Source organism: Streptomyces sp. NPDC016469, from assembly GCF_040632905.1.
Classification (GTDB): domain Bacteria; phylum Actinomycetota; class Actinomycetes; order Streptomycetales; family Streptomycetaceae; genus Streptomyces.
The window spans coordinates 78,994-95,150 of sequence record NZ_JBEYCQ010000017.1 but is presented as its reverse complement, the minus strand read 5'-3'; the positions used below and the strand labels follow the sequence as shown (position 1 = coordinate 95,150).

The 16,157-nt window shown below is 70.8% G+C and carries 14 protein-coding genes and 1 pseudogene; 12 read left to right on the top strand and 3 right to left on the bottom strand.

Annotated features, from left to right (window positions below; translation table 11 throughout):
- The first annotated feature begins 56 nt into the window (after window positions 1-56).
- The 9 genes from ABZ565_RS20780 to ABZ565_RS20740 all read left to right on the top strand — a co-directional run bounded on the left by ABZ565_RS20780 (window position 57) and on the right by ABZ565_RS20740 (window position 10,927).
- The gene (locus tag ABZ565_RS20780) at window positions 57-1,325 is read left to right on the top strand and encodes an extracellular solute-binding protein (RefSeq protein ID WP_361028697.1); all 1,269 of its coding nucleotides are present in this window, start codon (window positions 57-59) and stop codon (window positions 1,323-1,325) included.
- A 38-nt stretch (window positions 1,326-1,363) separates the two neighbouring features.
- Window positions 1,364-2,350, top strand: coding sequence for a sugar ABC transporter permease (locus tag ABZ565_RS20775; protein ID WP_361028694.1), 987 nt, complete (start codon window positions 1,364-1,366; stop codon window positions 2,348-2,350).
- A complete protein-coding gene (locus tag ABZ565_RS20770; protein ID WP_361028691.1) occupies window positions 2,347-3,189 on the top strand; it encodes a carbohydrate ABC transporter permease in 843 nt (280 codons plus the stop codon). Before ABZ565_RS20775 ends, ABZ565_RS20770 begins: the two co-directional genes overlap by 4 nt.
- A gap of 33 nt (window positions 3,190-3,222) precedes the next feature.
- Window positions 3,223-4,815 (top strand): beta-N-acetylhexosaminidase, encoded by a 1,593-nt coding sequence (locus ABZ565_RS20765; protein WP_361028688.1) that lies wholly within the window; start codon window positions 3,223-3,225, stop codon window positions 4,813-4,815.
- 75 nt (window positions 4,816-4,890) lie between these two features.
- On the top strand, window positions 4,891-6,333 hold the full coding sequence (locus ABZ565_RS20760) for a cellulose binding domain-containing protein (protein WP_361028685.1): 1,443 nt from the start codon (window positions 4,891-4,893) through the stop codon (window positions 6,331-6,333).
- 220 nt (window positions 6,334-6,553) lie between these two features.
- The gene (locus ABZ565_RS20755) at window positions 6,554-7,393 is read left to right on the top strand and encodes a TIM barrel protein (protein WP_361028682.1); all 840 of its coding nucleotides are present in this window, start codon (window positions 6,554-6,556) and stop codon (window positions 7,391-7,393) included.
- A 40-nt stretch (window positions 7,394-7,433) separates the two neighbouring features.
- Window positions 7,434-8,333, top strand: a complete 900-nt coding sequence (locus ABZ565_RS20750) for a 2-hydroxy-3-oxopropionate reductase (RefSeq protein WP_361028679.1) — start codon at window positions 7,434-7,436, stop codon at window positions 8,331-8,333.
- 228 nt (window positions 8,334-8,561) lie between these two features.
- Complete coding sequence (locus ABZ565_RS20745; RefSeq protein WP_361028676.1) at window positions 8,562-10,019, top strand: catalase; 1,458 nt, start codon at window positions 8,562-8,564, stop codon at window positions 10,017-10,019.
- A gap of 431 nt (window positions 10,020-10,450) precedes the next feature.
- Window positions 10,451-10,927, top strand: a complete 477-nt coding sequence (locus ABZ565_RS20740; RefSeq protein WP_361028673.1) for a hypothetical protein — start codon at window positions 10,451-10,453, stop codon at window positions 10,925-10,927.
- A gap of 66 nt (window positions 10,928-10,993) precedes the next feature.
- On the opposite strand, the gene ABZ565_RS20735 is transcribed toward ABZ565_RS20740, so the two are convergent.
- The gene (locus ABZ565_RS20735) at window positions 10,994-11,626 is read right to left on the bottom strand and encodes a LysE family transporter (RefSeq protein ID WP_361028670.1); all 633 of its coding nucleotides are present in this window, start codon (window positions 11,624-11,626) and stop codon (window positions 10,994-10,996) included.
- A 314-nt stretch (window positions 11,627-11,940) separates the two neighbouring features.
- On the opposite strand from ABZ565_RS20735, the pseudogene ABZ565_RS20730 reads away from it, so the two are divergent.
- A pseudogene (locus ABZ565_RS20730) lies at window positions 11,941-12,039 on the top strand (IS630 family transposase); the annotation flags it as partial.
- Between the two features lie 26 nt (window positions 12,040-12,065).
- Here the strand turns inward: ABZ565_RS20730 and pyrF are convergent.
- Both pyrF and gcl read right to left on the bottom strand, forming a co-directional pair.
- Window positions 12,066-12,767, bottom strand: coding sequence for an orotidine-5'-phosphate decarboxylase (gene pyrF, locus ABZ565_RS20725; protein ID WP_361028667.1), 702 nt, complete (start codon window positions 12,765-12,767; stop codon window positions 12,066-12,068).
- Between the two features lie 248 nt (window positions 12,768-13,015).
- Complete coding sequence (gene gcl / locus ABZ565_RS20720) at window positions 13,016-14,800, bottom strand: glyoxylate carboligase (RefSeq protein WP_361028664.1); 1,785 nt, start codon at window positions 14,798-14,800, stop codon at window positions 13,016-13,018.
- 262 nt (window positions 14,801-15,062) lie between these two features.
- Between gcl and ABZ565_RS20715 the strand changes: the two genes are divergently transcribed.
- Window positions 15,063-15,761 carry a hypothetical protein gene (locus tag ABZ565_RS20715; RefSeq protein WP_361028661.1) on the top strand — a complete coding sequence of 233 codons (699 nt, stop codon included), beginning with the start codon at window positions 15,063-15,065 and terminating at the stop codon, window positions 15,759-15,761.
- A gap of 153 nt (window positions 15,762-15,914) precedes the next feature.
- Window positions 15,915-16,142 carry a hypothetical protein gene (locus ABZ565_RS20710; protein ID WP_361028659.1) on the top strand — a complete coding sequence of 76 codons (228 nt, stop codon included), beginning with the start codon at window positions 15,915-15,917 and terminating at the stop codon, window positions 16,140-16,142.
- The last annotated feature ends 15 nt before the right edge of the window (window positions 16,143-16,157 follow it).

Here is a 16,157-nt window from a genome sequence, read left to right as displayed (position 1 = left end):
TGTCCAGCGGCCTTCACTGGTCAGGTGGTCAGGTCCTGTTCTCCCAGAGGTGAACCGTGAAGTACCGCTTGCTTGCCGGTGGGTCCGCGCTCGTACTGGCCGCCGTCCTCAGCGCCTGTGGCTCGTCCGACGACTCGTCCGACTCCTCCGGTGACGGCCGGACGAGCATCGACGTCTGGCTGATGCGCGACAGCGTCTCGGCGCAGTTCCAGAAGGAGTTCGTCAAGGGCTTCGAGAAGGCGCACCCCGACATCCGGGCCCGGGTCCAGATCCAGGAGTGGGACGGTATCGGCGAGAAGATCACCGCCGCGCTCGCCAGCAACGACGCCCCGGACGTCATCGAGAGCGGCAACACCCAGGTCGCCCAGTTCGCGCAGAGCGGCGGGCTGCTCGACCTCACCGACAAAGTGGACGAGCTGAACGGCAAGGACTGGCTCAAGGGCCTCGCCGAGCCGGGGGCGTACGAGGGCAAGCAGTACGGCATCCCGTACTACGCGGCCAACCGCGTGGTCATCTACCGCACCGACCTCTTCGAGAAGGCGGGCATCGACGCGAAGACCATCAAGACCCGCGACCAGTGGGTCGCCGCGACCGAGAAGCTCAACAAGGGCGGCAACCAGGGCATCTACCTGCCGGGACAGACCTGGTACGCCCTGGCCGGCTTCGTCTGGGACGAGGGCGGCGACCTCGCCACCGAGTCCGGGGGGAAGTGGAAGGGCGCCCTGGAGACCCCGGAGGCGCTGCGCGGCATGGAGTTCTACAAGCAGCTCCAGGCGCTCGGCAAGGGGCCGAAGGACGCCGACGAGGCCGACCCGCCGCAGGCCGATGTGATGGCGCAGGGCAAAGTCGCCCAGGTCATCTCGACCCCGGGCGGCGCCAACGTCGTCATCGAGAAGAACCCGGACCTGAAGGGGAAGCTGGGCTTCTTCCCGATCCCCGGCAAGACCGCCGACACCCCGGGAGCCGTCTTCACCGGAGGCTCCGACCTGGTGATCCCCACCGCGTCCGGCAAGCAGGACGCCGCGCTCACCTTCATCAAGGAACTCACCGGCGACGCCTGGCAGAAGAAGCTCGCCGTGGCCATGAGCTACGTACCGAACCGGACCACGCTCGCCTCCGCGGTCGCCGCCGACCCGGGCGCCGCCGCGATGGCCGTCGGCGCCGCCAACGGCCACGCCACGCCCAACACACCGAGCTGGGCCGCGGTCGAGGCGGAGAACCCCATCAAGGACTACATGACCGCGGTCCTCACCGGCGGCGACCCGGCGACGGAGGCCGCCAAGGCGTCCGCCGACATCACCCGGGCCATGAACTCCGGCTCCTGATCCCCGCCCACGTCCAGACCGTCGAGAGGAGGCGTGCCGTGTCGGTCATCCGGGAACGGACCGCACCCCCCAGCCCCGAGCGCCGGGCCGTTCCCGGCACGTCCGGACCGCCGCCCCGCCGGCTGCGGTCCGGGGAACCGCGCGGCCTGTGGCCGTACGCCCTGATCGCACCGGCGGTCGGCGGCATGCTCTACCTGCTGGTCTATCCGCTGCTGCGGGCGGTCCTGATCTCGCTCCAGGACTTCCGGCTGCGGCAGCTGATCACGGGTGACGCGGAGTTCGTCGGACTGCGCAACTACCGCACGCTGCTGAGCGATCCGCGGTTCTGGGAGGTGGTCCGGCGCACCTTCCTGTTCATGGCCGTCAACGTGGTCCTGATCATGGTGATCGCGACCCTGGTCGCCCTGATGACCGAGCGCCTGGGCAAGGCCGCCCGGACGGTGGTGCTCAGTTCGCTGGTGCTGGCCTGGGCCATGCCGGTGATCGCGGCCACCACGGTCTTCCAGTGGCTGTTCCACTCCGAGTTCGGCATCGTCAACCATCTGCTGACCGGTGCGGGCTTCTCGTCGTTCGACCGGTATCCGTGGTTCGCACACGGCACCGCAGCCTTCGCCATCCTGGTCCTGCTGGTCGTGTGGCAGTCGGTGCCGTTCGCGGCGATCACCATCTACTCCGCGCTGACCACGGTCCCGACCGAGCTGTACGAGTCGGCGCGGCTGGACGGCGCGAGCGGCGCCCGGATCTTCCGCTCGGTCACCCTGCCGGTGCTCCGGCCGATCTTCCTGCTGGTGTTCTCGCTGGAGGTGATCTGGACGTTCAAGGCGTTCGTCCAGATCTGGGTGATGACCAGGGGCGGCCCGGGCGACGCGACGACGATCCTGCCCGTGTACGCGGTCCAGACCGCCCTCGCCGGCCAGCGTTACGACCTGGGCTCGGCCGCCTCGATGGTCACCGTGGTCCTCATGTCCGGGGTGCTCGTCCTCTACTTCCGCCAGATGCTCCGCCAGGAGGACGAGATCCGATGAGCCGTGCCCGTAGCGCCCGACTGCGGCGGCTTCCGCTGAACGCCGCGGCCGCGCTGACCGTCCTGGTCTGCCTGTTCCCCGTCTACTGGATGATCTCCACCGCGTTCAAACCGTCCAAGGACATCCAGTCCTCCGACCCCCAGCTCTTCCCGCGCACCTGGACACTCGACCACTTCCGCACCGCCGTGCAGGCCGACGGCTTCGGGATGTTCTGGCGCAACAGCGTGCTGGTGACGGTGAGTTCGATCCTGCTCGCCCTGATCGTCGCCCTGGCCTCGGCGTACGCGGTGGCCAGGCTGCGCTGGAAGGGGCGGCGGCAGTTCATGCTCATGGTGTTCATCGCGCAGATGGCGCCCTGGGAGTCGCTGATCATCCCGGTCTACATCATCTCCCGCGACACGGACATGCTGGACCGGCTGCCGACGCTGACCCTCGTCTACTTCATGGTCACGCTGCCGTTCTCGGTGATCGTGCTGCGCGGCTTCATCGGGACGATCCCACCGGAGCTGGAGGAGGCCGCACAGGTCGACGGCTGCACCCGGACCGCCGCCTTCCGGAAGGTGGCCCTGCCGCTGCTCGCGCCGGGCCTTATGGCCACCTCGCTGTTCGGCTTCATCACCGCCTGGAACGAGTTCGCGTACGCCAACTTCCTGATCATCAAGCACCAGGACAGCCGCACCCTGCCGGTCTGGCTGTCCTCCTTCCAGAACACCTTCGGCACCGACTGGGGCGCCACGATGGCCGCCTCCACCCTCTTCGCCCTGCCCGCGCTGGTGGTCTTCCTGCTGCTCCAGCGCCATGTCACCTCCGGCTTCGCCGCCGGCGCCGTCAAGGGCTGACCGACGACCCCGCACCCCTCCCGGAGGCCCCCCATGCCCGCACCCCGCCCCGAACACTCCCTGGTCCCCCGCCCCCGGAAGGTCTCCGCGCGCCCCGGCCGCTTCACCCTGACCCCGGACACCGGCATCCGCGCGTACCCCGGCGCGGAGGGCGCCGCCGACCTGCTGCGCACCCTGCTCCGGCCCGGCACCGGGCTCCCCCTCGCCCCCTCCGCCACCGGCCGCGTGGTGCTCGCCCTGGACCCGCAGCTGAGCGGCCTCGGCGAGGAGGGGTACGGGCTCACCATCGGCCCGGACACGGTGCTGCTGCGGGCCGCCCGGCTGCCCGGCCTGCTGTGCGGGGTCCAGACGCTGCGCCAGCTGCTGCCCGCCGAGGCGCTCTCGGCGGGGGCCCGGCGCGGCAGGGCCTGGACGCTGCCGTGCGTGGAGATCAGCGACGTCCCGGCGCACCCGTGGCGCGGCACGATGCTCGACGTGGCCCGGCACTTCCAGCCGGTCTCCTACCTGCGTCGCTACGTGGACCTGATGGCCCTGCACAAGCTGAACACGCTGCACCTCCACCTCACCGACGACCAGGGCTGGCGGATGCCCATCGCGGCATACCCGAAGCTGACGGGGATCGGCGGCCACCGGACCCAGTCGATGGCCGGTCCGCCGGGCGGCCCCGTCGAGAGCTTCGACGGCATCCCGCACTCGGGGGCGTACACCCCCCAGGAGCTGCGCGACCTCGTCCGGTACGCGGAGGCGCGCGGAGTGCGGGTGGTGCCGGAGATCGAGATGCCGGGCCATGTCCGTGCCGCCCTGGCCGCCCATCCGGAGCTGGGCAACGACCCGTCGCGGCGGCTGGGCGTGTGGACCCGGTGGGGCGTGTGCGACACGGTGTTCGGGGTGCACGAGGAGGTCTTCGACTTCTGCCGGACGGTGCTGGACGAGGTCATGGACGTCTTCCCGTCGCCGTACATCCACGTCGGCGGCGACGAGTGCCCGACCGTCGAGTGGGAGCACAGCCCGGCGGCCCGGGAGCGGGCGGCCGCCGAGGGGCTGCCCGACGCGCGGGCCCTGCACGGCTGGTTCATGGGCCGGATCGGGGCGTACGTGGCCGAGCGCGGCCGCATCCCGGTCGGCTGGGCGGAGACCGGCACCGAACTCCCCCCGGAATTCACGGTGATGACCTGGCGCGACCCGGCCCACGCCCGCGCCGCCGCCCGCCGCGGCCACCAGGTGGTCGCCGCCCATTACCGGGCCACCTACCTCGACTACGCCGAGTCGGACGCCCCCGGCGAACCGCTCACACAGCCGGGCCCACCCGTCGAGCTGCGCACGGTGCACGGCGACCGCTCGCTGACCGACGACTGGGAGCCGGGCGACGCGGTCCGGCTGCTCGGCACGCAGGCCCAGCTGTGGACCGAGTACGCGCGCACCCCGGACCGGATCGAGTACCAGACGTATCCGAGGCTGTGCGCCCTCGCGGACCGCGCCTGGTCCGGCGGCGGCGACGGCTGGCCCGGCTTCCTCGCCCGCCTCGGCCACCACACGACCCGGCTCGACGCCCTCGGCGTCCGCTACCGCCCCCTGACCCCCCGGCCGCTCACCGCGGCATCCCCAGGAACAGCGCCGACCCCGTGACCACGCACTCCCCCAGGAACAGCGCCGCCCCCGAAGACGCACTCCCCCACGACCGTTCCGGAGAGGAACAGACGCATGAAGTCACACGCGAAGAGCCGGCTGCGCGCCGCCGCCGCGGCCGCCGTCACCGTGACGCTGGGCTGTACCGCCCTGGCCGCCGTCCCCACGACGGCGAGCGCCGCCGGCGAACCGATCGCCGTGCAGTACCGCACCGGCGCGACGGGCGCGAGCGCCGACCAGAGCGAACCCTGGCTGAAGGTGCGCAACACCGGCAGCGGGTCCGTGCAGCTCAGCAACGTGAAGATCCGCTACTACTTCAAGGGCGACGCGGTGGGCGAGGTCTACCGGTTCGCCTGCTCCTGGGCGGTGAAGGGCTGCGGGAACATCACGGGGACGTTCGGCACGCTCGCGCATCCGACCGCCACCGCCGACCGCTACCTGGAGATCGGCTTCACCTCCGGCGCGGGCTCCCTGGCGCCGGGTGCCGACACCGGTGACATGCAGCTGAGGTTCTACCGGTCGAACTGGCAGCCGCTGGTGCAGAGCGACGACTACTCGTTCGGCGCCGGCTCGGCCGCGTACACCGACTGGACGAAGGTGACCGCGCAGCTCGGCGGCGCCACGGTCTGGGGCACGGCCCCCGAGGGCAACGGCCCCACCGACCCGACCGATCCCACGGACCCGACGGACCCCACGGACCCGCCCGGAGACGGGGCGACGCTGTTCGACGACTTCAACTACAGCGGCCACACCGACCCGCGGATCGCCGCGCACGGCTGGAGCGTCCGCTCCAACGCGGGCGGGCCCGGCGTGCCCGGCGCCACCTGGGCGCCGGACAAGGTCACGTTCGCCACGCAGAGCGGCAACTCCATCATGAACCTGGAGACCTCGACGGCGGGCACCGGCGAGTCGACGAAGCAGACCGAGATCCTGACCCAGTCCATGAAGTTCCGCAACGGCACCTACGCGGCGCGGGTCAGGTTCAACGACGCGCCGAAGTCGGGCCCGGACGGCGACCACCTCGTCCAGACGTTCTTCACCATCAACGACCTCAAGGCCCCGATGGCGGACGACTACGCCGAGTACGACTTCGAGTACCTGCCCAACGGCGGCTGGGGCGAGAGCGGCAACATCCTCTACACGACCTCGTGGGAGACCTACCGGCCCGACCCGTGGGAGGCCGTCAACCAGCACACCGAGTCCCGGCAGAGCTACGCCGGCTGGCACGACCTGGTGGTCACCATCGACAACAACGCGATCACGTACTACATCGACGGTCAGCTCTTCGGCACGCACGGGGCGGCCTATCTGCCGGAGCGCGGCATGTCGATCAACTTCAACCAGTGGCTGATCGACCTCGCCGGGCAGACGAGCACGACCCCGCGCGCGTACGACCAGCAGGTGGACTACGTCCTGCATGTGAAGGACCAGGTCCTCACGCCTTCGCAGGTGAACGCGAAGGTCGCCGCGCTCCGTGCGGCGGGGACGACGTTCCAGGACACCGTTCCGGCCGGGTGATCCGGTAGCGGAGGGAACGGGCGGGGCGGACGGCCGACGGGCCTCCGCCCCGCCTTTCACGTGTCCGGAGCTTCTGCCCGAGGCCACCGCCATGAGTCGTACGGACCTCCTGACCGGCCCGAATTTCCGGGCACCCCCTTGACAGCCCCGCCACCCGCCGGGCAATCTTCCATTAAGCAGAAACAAACTTCCGCAATACGGAAGGAGCGCCGACACCCTCATGGGCTACCCGGACCAGCGCTTCGATGTGAACCTTTCGATCCTCTTCACGGAACTCCCGCTCCTGGAGCGGCCCGCGGCAGCCGCCGCGGCCGGCTTCACGGCGGTCGAGCTGTGGTGGCCCTGGATCGAGTCCCCCACCCCCGAGCGGGCCGAGCTCGACGCCCTCAAGAAGGCGCTCGACGACGCCGGCACCCAGCTGGTGGGCCTGAACTTCTACGCCGGACAGCTCCCCGGCCCCGACCGCGGCGCGCTCTCCGTGCCCGGCGCGGAGTCGGAGCGCTTCCGGGCCAACATCGAGGTGGCGGCCGACTTCGCCGCCTCGGTCGGCTGCAAGGCGCTCAACGCGCTCTACGGCAACCGGGTCGACGGCGTCGACCCCGCCGCTCAGGACGAACTCGCCCTGGAGAACCTGGTCCTGGCGGCCCGCGCCGCCGACCGGATCGGCGCGGTGCTGCTGATCGAGACCCTGAACGCGCCGGAGTCGCCGCGCTACCCGCTGGTGAGCGCACCGGCCGGGATCGAGGTCGTGGACCGGGTCAACGCGGCGACCGGCCTCGGCAACGCGAAGTTCCTGCTGGACCTGTACCACCTGTCGATGAACGGCGAGGACCTGAGCCAGGTCATCGCGGCGTACGCCGGCAAGACGGGTCACGTCCAGATCGCCGACAACCCGGGGCGCGGCGCGCCCGGCACCGGCTCGCTCCCCCTGGAGCAGCTCCTGGACGAGCTGACGAAGGCCGGTTACGAGGGCTGGGTCGGGCTGGAGTACAAGCCCGGCGACCGCCCGAGCGCCGACTCCTTCGACTGGCTCCCGGCCGCCGCGCGGCCCGCCCGCTAGGGCCTGGAGCCCCTGTACACGCTGATCGGAAGGCACCCTCATGAGCAACAACCTCCCCAAGGTTGCGTGGATCGGTCTCGGCATCATGGGTTCGCCCATGTCGGAGAACCTGATCAAGGCCGGTTACGACGTCACCGGCTACACCCTGGAGAAGGACAAGGTCGACCGTCTGGCCGCGGCCGGCGGCACCGGCGCCTCCTCGATCGCCGAGGCGGTCGGGGACGCGGACGTGGTCATCACGATGGTGCCCGCGTCCCCGCAGGTCGAGGCCATCGCGTACGGCCCCGACGGCATCCTGGAGAACGCGAAGCGCGGGGCGCTGCTGATCGACATGTCCTCGATCACCCCGCAGACCTCCGTGGACCTCGCGAAGAACGCCGCGGAGAAGGGCATCCGGGTCCTGGACGCCCCCGTCTCCGGCGGCGAGGCCGGCGCGATCGAGGCCGTGCTGTCCATCATGGTGGGCGGCGAGCAGGCCGACTTCGACGCGGCGAAGCCGGTGCTCGAAGCGCTCGGCAAGACCATCGTGCTGTGCGGCCCGCACGGTTCCGGCCAGACGGTGAAGGCCGCGAACCAGCTGATCGTCGCGGTGAACATCCAGGCGTGCGCCGAGGCCGTGGTCTTCCTGGAGAAGTCCGGCGTGGACCTGGCCGCCGCGCTGGACGTCCTGAACGGCGGCCTGGCCGGCTCCACGGTCCTGACCCGCAAGAAGGACAACTTCCTCAACCGGGACTTCGCCCCGGGCTTCCGGATCGACCTGCACCACAAGGACATGGGCATCGTCACGGACGCCGCCCGCAACGTCGGTGCCGCGCTGCCGGTCGGCGGCGTGGTCGCCCAGCTCGTCGCCTCGCTGCGCGCGCAGGGCGACGGCGGCCTGGACCACTCGGCGCTGCTGCGCTCGGTCGAGCGCCTGTCGGGTCAGCCCGTCCAGGGCTGATTCCAGCCGCTTCCCTCCCTCCCCCAGACTTCCGGACGGTGCCGTCGCTGACACCTGTCCTGTCGCGCCCAGGCGCCGGCACCGTCCGGAACACCCTCCCACCACGAATTTCAACAAACTGTTGACGCCGCATCCCGGGCCTCTTTACGCTCCGGACACGCCCCCAGGACTCTGCCCCCTGGCCGTCGCAGTTCAGCAGCTCCCCGTACGGAAGGTCGCCCCGACACCATGACGCAGCGTGTGCTTACGACCGAGTCCGGCGCCCCGGTCGCCGACAACCAGAACTCCGCCACCGCGGGTGCCGGAGGCCCGATCCTCCTCCAGGACGGCCACCTCCTGGAGAAGCTCGCCCGCTTCAACCGGGAGCGCATCCCGGAGCGCGTGGTGCACGCCCGGGGCTCCGGCGCGTACGGCTACTTCGAGGTGACCGACGACGTCACCGCGTACACCCGCGCCGACTTCCTCTCCGAGGTGGGCCGCCGCACCGAGACGTTCCTCCGCTTCTCCACCGTCGCCGACTCCCTGGGCGGCGCGGACGCGGTGCGGGACCCGCGCGGCTTCGCCGTCAAGTTCTACACGAACGAGGGCAATTACGACCTCGTCGGGAACAACACCCCGGTGTTCTTCATCAAGGACCCGATCAAGTTCCCGGACTTCATCCACTCGCAGAAGCGCGACCCGTTCACGGGCCGTCAGGAGCCGGACAACGTCTGGGACTTCTGGGCGAACTCCCCGGAGGCCACTCACCAGATCACCTGGCTGATGGGCGACCGCGGCATCCCCGCCTCGTACCGCCACATGAACGGCTTCGGCTCGCACACCTACCAGTGGACGAACGCCGCGGGTGACGCGTACTTCGTGAAGTACCACTTCAAGACGAACCAGGGCGTGCGCTCCCTCTCCGCCGACCAGGCCGCCGAGCTCGTCGGCAAGGACGCCAACTCGCACCAGACGGACCTGCTCCAGGCCATCGAGCGCGGCATGAACCCGTCCTGGACGCTGTACGTGCAGCTCATGCCGGCCGCCGAGGCGGCGGACTACCGCTTCAACCCGTTCGACGTCACCAAGGTGTGGCCGCACGCGGACTACCCGCTCCAGCGGGTGGGCCGGCTGGTGCTCGACCGCAACCCGGACAACGTCTTCGCCGAGGTCGAGCAAGCGGCGTTCTCGCCGAACAACTTCGTGCCCGGCATCGGCCCCTCCCCGGACAAGATGCTCCAGGGCCGCCTGTTCGCCTACGCGGACGCGCAGCGCTACCGCCTGGGCATCAACCACACCCAGCTCCCGGTGAACGCCCCGCGCGCCGCGACCGCGGACAACTACGGCCGCGACGGCTTCCACGCCACGCGGTACGGCTCGCGCCACGACAAGAACTACGAGCCCAACTCGTACGCGGGCCCCGCCCAGACGGACGCGGCGCTCTCCGCCCCGCTGCCCGTCCAGGGCTGGACCGGCACCCACGAGGCGCCCGCCCACACCAAGGACGACGACTTCTTCCAGGCCGGCGAGCTGTACCGCCTGATGACGGCCGACGAGAAGGACCGCCTGATCGCGAACATCGCGGGCGGCCTGTCCCAGGTCTCCCGGGACGACGTCGTCGAGAAGAACCTCGCCCACTTCCACGCCGCCGACCCCGAGTACGGCAAGCGCGTGGAGGAGGCGGTCCGCGCCCTCCGCGAGGACTGACCTTCCCCCGAGCCCTGCCCGCGCCGACGCGTCCACCCGGATGAGGGGTTGTGCGCGACGCGGGCAGGACGAGGCCGCGGCGGTGGCGCGATGCCAGTGCGGTGGTACGCGGGAGGGCGGCCCGGTCACCAGACCTGAAGGCCCGTGCAGCCCCCCTTCGCGCCAACGCCGCGGCCCCTGTTCCCCCTGAACCAGGGCGCGGAGTACGGATACGGTCCCGTACTCCGCGCCCTTTTCATGCGATGCGGGTGCGCGGAACGCAAGGCCGAGGAGAGAGGGCTCCCACCCACCACTGCCACCCGGTCCGGGCGATGAGACAGGTGGCAGGTTTCGTCGGTCGTCGGCGAGTCTCCCCGACTTTTCAGGCATAACGGGTGGTGTTCGTGGATCCTGTCGAGGTACCTCCGAGAACCACCGCAAGGAGACCTCCCGTGCGCCGCCCCACCCGGAAGGCCATCGCCTCCCTCATCGCCGCAGCCGGCCTCGCCCTCCCCCTCCTCACCCCCGCACCCGCCTCGGCCGCAGCCGCCACCACCAGCCGCTTCGCGAACTACCGCTACGGGGACTGCCTGCGCGAGAACTCCGAAACCGGCCTCAAGGCCGACCGCTGCACCACCGGACGCGGCAGCCTCCTCTGGCAGTGGAACGGCCGTCTCAACACCAGCACCACTCTCAAGAACAACTTCTGGGGCCGCTGTCTCGACAGCAATGACCGGGGCGACGTCTACCCCCAGCGCTGCAACGGCGGCTCGTACCAGAAGTGGCGCACCGTCCAGCCCGCCGCCCGCAGCGCCGTCATGCTCCAAAGCGTCGGCACGGGCCGCTGCCTCTACCAGCAGGACGACGGCTACTACCGCACCGCCGCCTGCGACCGAAACGCCCAGAACCAGCGCTTCACCATCGGCTGAACGAACCTCCGCCCGCTTCGTCACGGCAACGCCGTCTAATTGCCGCCACGACGCCTTCCGCGCCGGTCAGGACCGGGAAACCACCAGGTGGGCGGCGAATCCAAGGATCACGGCGCTGGAAAGCAGGGACGTGAGCAGACGGCCGTGCGCGCCCGTCAGCACGCGGCCGAGCAGGGCTCCGCCGCCGGCGAGCAGGAGCTGCCAGCTGGCGGAGGCCACGAAGGCCGCTAGAACGAACACCGCCTTGTCCCATCGGTCCGGCGCCGTGGTGCCCTGATCCGCGAGCACCAGCGCCGCGAAGTAGATCACGGTGATCGGGTTCATCATCGTGACGCCCAGGAGCCCGAGATACGCCCGTACCGGACTCGTCAGCTCCCGGTCGGCCCTGTCCGTAACCTGCCGCCTGCGGTATTGGACGAGGGCCGTCACGGCACTCCGGAAGGCCAGCGCGACGAGCACCACGGCCGAGGCCCACTGAAGAGGGAGCGCGATCGACTGGATGGCGGGGGCGAGAGCCGAGCCTCCGATCACGGAGATCAGCGCATACAGACCATCAGCGGTCGCAACGCCCAAGGCGGCGCACGCACCGACCCTCAACGACGTCCGCGCGGTGAGGCCCACGAGATACGTCGCGACCGCGCCCACCGGCATGGCGATGCCATACCCGGCCAGGAGCCCCGCGACCAGGGCCGCGCTCATGCGCGGTGCGGCGTCGACCTTCGCGGACAGCCGGGCTGCTGCTGGCCCCGCCCCGCGGCAGCGGAGGAGGACATCGGCAGCACGGAGACGGTCGTCGTAGTCATGGGCAGATCCTCGGGGGCGCCCGGCAGGCCGCACAACCCAATTACGCGGCTGCCGTAGTCCGTGGGCCCGGTTTCGCGGGTCAGAGCCCTGCCGAAGCTCGGACAGGCACGCCCTCGTGAGCGTGAGGGCCAGGGGCCGGACCCCGGTACGAAGCACCTCGTTGGCGCGTCTCCCTCAGTCGCCGGGCCGGGCCGGGCATGCCGGTGCGGCGGTATGTCCTGGCCGCCCCGCGCAAGGAACCCGCACGCATCCGCAGTGAGAACGGCATCCGATGGAGCGGCCGGCCGCTCTCGCCGGCAGCGGCCTGACCATTCAGCCCGGCGTTCCTTCGCGCTCACTGCCCCAGGTCGGCCCGGACGAGCCGGAGTGCGGCCACGGGGTCGGCGGCGCGGGTGACCGCCCGGCCCACGACCACATGTGACGCACCGGCGGATACGGCACCACGCGGCGTGCCGGACCGGGCGTGTTCGCCCGCGGACGTACCGGGGAGCGCGACTCCCGGCGTGACGATCAAGGCGCCGGCTCCCAGCACGCCACGCAGCGGCCCGGCTTCCTGTGGCGATGCGATCACGCCGTGGCAACCCGCGCCTTCCGCCAGCCCGGCCAGACGTAGCACCTGCTCCTCGGTCGAGGTCGTGGCGGTGACACCGATGTCGGCAAGATCGGACCCCGTCATGCTGGTGACGACGGTCAGAGCCAGCACGCGAAGGTGCGGATAGTCGCGAGCCGCGGCGACGGCGGCGGACATGATGCCGGTGCCGCCCATACTGTGGACGGTCACCATGGAGACACCCAGAGAACCGGCGGCGCGGACCGCGCCGGCGACGGAGTTCGGGATCTCGAAGAGCTTCAGGTCCAGAAAGACCTCCTTGCCCTTGGCCACGAGGACCTCGACGAGGTCCGGCCCGGCCGCCGTGAGCAGCTCCAGCCCGACCTTGTAGAAACGACACTCCGCACCCAACCGGTCGACGAGTTCCTCAGCCGCTCGGCGGTTGTCGAAATCCAAAGCAACGATGATCCGACTGGTTGGCTCCACGGCGCCATTGTTACCCACGCGGCCGCGGAGGGGCTGCGTCGCCCCCGACCGCCCTCACAGCAACGCTGGCCGTCCGCCCCGGTGAACGCGCCCGTAGGACCGAGATCGTTTACGGGGCATCCCTCACCCAGCGCGGGTTCCTCCCCGTGCTACGTCAGTGCCCCGGGCAGGTCCACCACCCGGGGCACCGCTGGAAGAGGGGAGGTCGGCCTACGAGGACTGGCTACCCCTGCGCAGGCCCTACGGCGTCACGCCTTCGCGTACGGCCGGATCGCCGTAGGCGCGTGGGTCGGGTCCGTCGCCACGTCCTCGAACTCGTTGACCGAGGCGATGTCCGAGCCGCTCATGGAGATGTTCGTGACGCGCTCCAGGATCGCTTCGACCACCACCGGGACGCGGTGTTCCGCGGCCAGCTTCTTGGCCTCCTCGAAGGCCGGGAGGAGGGCGTCCGGCTCCGTGACGCGGATGGCCTTGCAGCCCAGGCCCTCGACCACCTTGACGTGGTCCACGCCGTAGACGCCCAGCTCCGGGGAGTTGAGGTTCTCGAACTCCAGGTTGACCTGGAAGTCGATGTCGAAGTTGCGCTGGGCCTGGCGGATCAGGCCGAGGTACGAGTTGTTGACCAGGACGTGCACGTACGGGATGCGGTGCTGGGCGCCCACCGCGAGCTCCTCCAGCATGAACTGGAAGTCGTAGTCGCCGGAGAGTGCGACCACCGAGCCGTCGGGGTCGGCCGTGGCGACGCCGAGCGCGGCCGGGATGGTCCAGCCGAGGGGGCCGGCCTGGCCGCAGTTGATCCAGTGGCGCGGGCGGTAGACGTGGAGCATCTGGGCGCCCGCGATCTGGGAGAGGCCGATCGTCGTGACGTACCGGGTCTCCGGGCCGAACGCGCGGTTCATCTCCTCGTAGACGCGCTGCGGCTTCAGCGGGACGTTGTCGAAGTGCGTACGGCGCTGCAGGTTCGCGCGGCGCTCCTGCGTGGACGCGGCCCAGGCCGAGCGGTCCGCGAGCTTGCCGGCCGCCTTCCGTTCGCGGGCGATCTCCACGAAGAGTTCCAGGGCCGCCTTCGCGTCGGAGACGATGCCGAGGTCCGGGGCGAAGATCTTGCCGATCTGGGTGGGCGCGATGTCCACGTGGACGAACGTGCGGCCCTCCGTGTAGACGTCCAGCTTGCCCGTGTGGCGGTTGGCCCAGCGGTTGCCGATGCCGAGGACGAAGTCGGACTCCAGGAAGTTCGCGTTGCCGTAGCGGTGCGAGGTCTGGAGGCCGACCATGCCGGCGTTCAGCTCGTGGTCGTCGGGGACGATGCCCCAGCCCATCAGGGTCGGGACGACCGGCACGCCGGTCAACTCGGCGAACTCCACCAGGAGTCCGGACGCGTCGGCGTTGATGATGCCGCCGCCCGCGACGAGCAGCGGGCGCTCGGAGGCGTTGAGCATGTCGAGAGCGCGCTCGATCTGGCGGCGGCTCGCGGCGGGCTTGTGCACCGGCAGCGGCTCGTACAGGTCGGGGTCGAACTCGATCTCGGTGAGCTGGACGTCGATCGGGAGGTCGATGAGGACCGGACCGGGGCGGCCCGTGCGCATCAGGTGGAACGCCTGCTGGAAGACGCCCGGGACCTGCGCGGCCTCCAGGACGGTCGTCGCGGCCTTGGTGACCGGGGCGGCGATCGAGGCGATGTCGACGGCCTGGAAGTCCTCCTTGTGCAGGACGGCGGTCGGCGCCTGGCCGGTGATGCACAGGATCGGGATCGAGTCCGCGATCGCGGAGTACAGGCCGGTGATCATGTCGGTGCCGGCGGGCCCCGACGTACCGATGCAGACGCCGATGTTGCCCGGGCGGGCCCGGGTGTAGCCCTCCGCCATGTGAGAGGCGCCCTCGACGTGCCGGGCGAGCGTGTGGTGGACGCCGCCGGCCGCCTTGAGGGCGGCGTAGAAGGGGTTGATCGCGGCGCCCGGCACACCGAACGCGTTGCTGACGCCTTCGCGCTTGAGGATCTCGACTGCCGCGCGGGCAGCGGTCATACGAGGCATTGAGTGCTCCTGCTCGTCCCTGGGTGGAGTCGGGGGTGGAGTCGGGCTCTGTCGCGCCACCTGAGAGCACCAATTCACCAATTCCGCATTGCGGAAAGTTTCTTCTGTTATGTGGAAGCAAATCTAGGCCGCGCCCGGACCGCCGTCAAGGGAGGACGGAGCCCACGCGACGACGGACACGAAGTGAGCCGATTCCCCACCCGGCGGCGGACTCCTGGGGGAGCATGGAGGGATTACGGAAGCGGTACGGAGGGAGCACGCGGTGGAGTCAGTGCCGGTACGGTGCCCGGCCTGCCGCCGCGACCACGCGTACGCGACCCCCGTCTACCCCTGCCCGTGCGGGGAGCCGACGGCCCCGCCGCTGCTGCGCGGCGCCCCCGTCGTCCCGATCACCCACCGCACCTGGAACGACGACTGGGTGACCGTACGGTGCCGGGGCTGCGGGCGGCACGACCAGTGGCCGCAGCCCGAGCTGTGCTGCCCGTGCGGCGCGGTGCTGCGGGTGCCGGTGCGGCCGGTGGCGTCCGCCGGGCCGGCCCGGCCCGCGCACATACCGCTGCCGCGCACGGCGGCGGCGCCCCGCCCCGCGTTCCGCCCGCTGACCATCCGTACCGCACGCGACGCGGTCGCGGCGGCGGCGCTCTACCTCACCTGGCTGGGCTTCCGGGACGTCACGCACCCGGTGAACCGGCCCGCGTCCCGGATCGACCTGCGGGCGTCCGGGCTGATCGCCGAGGTCGACTCCGCGACCCGGCCGACGGCGCTCCGGAACGTCGAGTGCCTGTGGCTCAACGCGCTCAACAGCTCCGTCCGCGGGGTGCTGTTCTCGCTCGCGGGCTACACGCCGGAGGCCCGGAAGCGCGCGGACACCCTGCGCGTACCGCTGTTCGTCCTGGATCTCACCGGCACGCCGCAGCCGGTGAACGGCGCGGCGGACGAACTCGTCAGCACCGGCGCCTGACCGCGCGCACCCACCAGAACCGGACACCCGGGACGGACGACGTGCCGTACCTCACAGAAACCGCCCGGCCACCCTGCGTGTGATCCGTCACGTTCTGGCCAACGGCCGCCGATGTGCGGTTCGTTGTCAGTGGCGGGCCCTACAGTGGAACGCATGGTCTTAACTCCACGGACTTCACCACCCTCGGACACGCCCGCGCACGCCCCCGCGCTCTCGGGCCGCGCCGCCCTGGAGGCCAATGAGGCGATCCGGGCCTTCGTGGACGCCCGCGCGGGGCGGGAGTGGTCTCCCGTGGAGTCCGCAGCGTACGAGGTGCTGCTCATCGAGTGGGCGGCCGCGACGCGCGGGACGTCGGCGGGGGACGTCATCGAGGCCGCCTGACGCGGACTGCCCCTG

Excerpts from the sequence above, each read along its gene's own strand:
- ABZ565_RS20750 (WP_361028679.1), top strand. The coding sequence starts at position 7,434 with ATGAGCAACAACCTCCCCAAGGTTGCGTGGATCGGTCTCGGCATCATG.
- ABZ565_RS20755 (WP_361028682.1), top strand. The coding sequence starts at position 6,554 with ATGGGCTACCCGGACCAGCGCTTCGATGTGAACCTTTCGATCCTCTTC.
- ABZ565_RS20765 (WP_361028688.1), top strand. The coding sequence starts at position 3,223 with ATGCCCGCACCCCGCCCCGAACACTCCCTGGTCCCCCGCCCCCGGAAG.
- ABZ565_RS20735 (WP_361028670.1), bottom strand. The coding sequence starts at position 11,626 with ATGAGCGCGGCCCTGGTCGCGGGGCTCCTGGCCGGGTATGGCATCGCC.
- ABZ565_RS20710 (WP_361028659.1), top strand. The coding sequence starts at position 15,915 with ATGGTCTTAACTCCACGGACTTCACCACCCTCGGACACGCCCGCGCAC.
- ABZ565_RS20745 (WP_361028676.1), top strand. The coding sequence starts at position 8,562 with ATGACGCAGCGTGTGCTTACGACCGAGTCCGGCGCCCCGGTCGCCGAC.
- ABZ565_RS20760 (WP_361028685.1), top strand. The coding sequence starts at position 4,891 with ATGAAGTCACACGCGAAGAGCCGGCTGCGCGCCGCCGCCGCGGCCGCC.
- ABZ565_RS20770 (WP_361028691.1), top strand. The coding sequence starts at position 2,347 with ATGAGCCGTGCCCGTAGCGCCCGACTGCGGCGGCTTCCGCTGAACGCC.
- gcl (WP_361028664.1), bottom strand. The coding sequence starts at position 14,800 with ATGCCTCGTATGACCGCTGCCCGCGCGGCAGTCGAGATCCTCAAGCGC.